Annotated in this window: 1 rRNA gene; it reads left to right on the top strand. The window is 52.3% G+C overall.

Annotation, left to right across the window (positions count from 1 at the left end):
• The first annotated feature begins 19 nt into the window (after positions 1-19).
• Positions 20-2,954: ribosomal RNA gene (locus tag V7137_RS11260) — 23S ribosomal RNA — on the top strand.
• Positions 2,955-2,988: the final 34 nt, after the last annotated feature.

Raw genomic sequence — 2,988 nt, 5'->3', positions numbered from 1 at the left:
AAGAGTTATAAACCTTTTAGGTTAAGTTAGAAAGGGCGCACGGTGAATGCCTTGGCACTAGGAGCCGATGAAGGACGGGACTAACACCGATATGCTTCGGGGAGCTGTAAGTAAGCTTTGATCCGGAGATTTCCGAATGGGGAAACCCACTGTTCGTAATGGAACAGTATCTTTACCTGAATACATAGGGTATTGAAGGCATACCCGGGGAACTGAAACATCTAAGTACCCGGAGGAAGAGAAAGCAAACGCGATTCCCTGAGTAGCGGCGAGCGAAACGGGACATAGCCCAAACCAAGAGGCTTGCCTCTTGGGGTTGTAGGACACTCAACATGGAGTTACAAAGGAACGGGGTAGATGAAGCGACCTGGAAAGGTCCGTCAGAGAAGGTAAAAACCCTGTAGTCGAAACTTCGTTCCCTCCTGAGTGGATCCTGAGTACGGCCGGACACGTGAAATCCGGTCGGAAGCAGGGAGGACCATCTCCCAAGGCTAAATACTCCCTAGTGACCGATAGTGAACCAGTACCGTGAGGGAAAGGTGAAAAGCACCCCGGAAGGGGAGTGAAATAGTTCCTGAAACCGTGTGCCTACAAGTAGTCAGAGCCCGTTCATGGGTGATGGCGTGCCTTTTGTAGAATGAACCGGCGAGTTACGATCCCATGCAAGGTTAAGTTGAAGAGACGGAGCCGCAGCGAAAGCGAGTCTGAATAGGGCGTTTGAGTATGTGGTCGTAGACCCGAAACCAGGTGATCTACCCATGTCCAGGGTGAAGTCCAGGTAACACTGGATGGAGGCCCGAACCCACGCACGTTGAAAAGTGCGGGGATGAGGTGTGGGTAGCGGAGAAATTCCAATCGAACTTGGAGATAGCTGGTTCTCTCCGAAATAGCTTTAGGGCTAGCCTCACGTAGTAAGAGTCTTGGAGGTAGAGCACTGTTTGGACTAGGGGCCCTCATCGGGTTACCGAATTCAGACAAACTCCGAATGCCAAAGACTTATCCGTGGGAGTCAGACTGCGAGTGATAAGATCCGTAGTCAAAAGGGAAACAGCCCAGACCACCAGCTAAGGTCCCAAAGTATACGTTAAGTGGAAAAGGATGTGGAGTTGCTTAGACAACCAGGATGTTGGCTTAGAAGCAGCCACCATTTAAAGAGTGCGTAATAGCTCACTGGTCGAGTGACTCTGCGCCGAAAATGTACCGGGGCTAAACGTATCACCGAAGCTGTGGATTGACATCTACGATGTCAGTGGTAGGAGAGCGTTCTAAGGGCGTTGAAGCTAGACCGTAAGGACTGGTGGAGCGCTTAGAAGTGAGAATGCCGGTATGAGTAGCGAAAGATGAGTGAGAATCTCATCCACCGAATGCCTAAGGTTTCCTGAGGAAGGCTCGTCCGCTCAGGGTTAGTCGGGACCTAAGCCGAGGCCGAAAGGCGTAGGCGATGGACAACAGGTTGATATTCCTGTACCACCTCTTTATCGTTTGAGCAATGGGGGGACGCAGGAGGATAGGGTAAGCGCGCTGTTGGATATGCGCGTCTAAGCAGTTAGGCTGAGAAGTAGGCAAATCCGCTTCTCGTGAAGGCTGAGCTGTGATAGCGAGGGAAATTTAGTACCGAAGTTCCTGATTCCACACTGCCAAGAAAAGCCTCTAGCGAGATAAAAGGTGCCCGTACCGCAAACCGACACAGGTAGGCGAGGAGAGAATCCTAAGGTGAGCGAGAGAACTCTCGTTAAGGAACTCGGCAAAATGACCCCGTAACTTCGGGAGAAGGGGTGCTTTTTGAGGTGAATAGCCTCGAAGAGCCGCAGTGAATAGGCCCAGGCGACTGTTTAGCAAAAACACAGGTCTCTGCGAAGCCGCAAGGCGAAGTATAGGGGCTGACGCCTGCCCGGTGCTGGAAGGTTAAGAGGAGGGGTTAGCGCAAGCGAAGCTCTGAATCGAAGCCCCAGTAAACGGCGGCCGTAACTATAACGGTCCTAAGGTAGCGAAATTCCTTGTCGGGTAAGTTCCGACCCGCACGAAAGGCGTAACGATCTGGGCACTGTCTCAACGAGAGACTCGGTGAAATTATAGTACCTGTGAAGATGCAGGTTACCCGCGACAGGACGGAAAGACCCCGTGGAGCTTTACTGTAGCCTGATATTGAATTTTGGTACAGCTTGTACAGGATAGGTAGGAGCCTGAGAAGCCGGAGCGCTAGCTTCGGTGGAGGCGTCGGTGGGATACTACCCTGGCTGTATTGAAATTCTAACCCGCACCCCTGATCGGGGTGGGAGACAGTGTCAGGTGGGCAGTTTGACTGGGGCGGTCGCCTCCTAAAAAGTAACGGAGGCGCCCAAAGGTTCCCTCAGAATGGTTGGAAATCATTCGCAGAGTGTAAAGGCACAAGGGAGCTTGACTGCGAGACCTACAAGTCGAGCAGGGACGAAAGTCGGGCTTAGTGATCCGGTGGTTCCGCATGGAAGGGCCATCGCTCAACGGATAAAAGCTACCCCGGGGATAACAGGCTTATCTCCCCCAAGAGTCCACATCGACGGGGAGGTTTGGCACCTCGATGTCGGCTCATCGCATCCTGGGGCTGTAGTCGGTCCCAAGGGTTGGGCTGTTCGCCCATTAAAGCGGTACGCGAGCTGGGTTCAGAACGTCGTGAGACAGTTCGGTCCCTATCCGTCGTGGGCGCAGGAAATTTGAGAGGAGCTGTCCTTAGTACGAGAGGACCGGGATGGACGCACCGCTGGTGTACCAGTTGTTCTGCCAAGAGCATCGCTGGGTAGCTATGTGCGGACGGGATAAGTGCTGAAAGCATCTAAGCATGAAGCCCCCCTCAAGATGAGATTTCCCATAGCGCAAGCTAGTAAGAACCCTGAAAGATGATCAGGTTGATAGGTCAGAGGTGGAAGCGTGGTAACATGTGGAGCTGACTGATACTAATCGTTCGAGGACTTAACCATTTTTAAGGCTAACTTGAGTTTACAAACTTCTTCT

Source organism: Neobacillus drentensis, from assembly GCF_036962765.1.
Taxonomy (GTDB): Bacteria; Bacillota; Bacilli; order Bacillales; family Cytobacillaceae; genus Neobacillus; species Neobacillus drentensis_C.
Note: the sequence above shows the minus strand (reverse complement) of the source record. Positions and strands in the feature narration are given on the sequence as shown.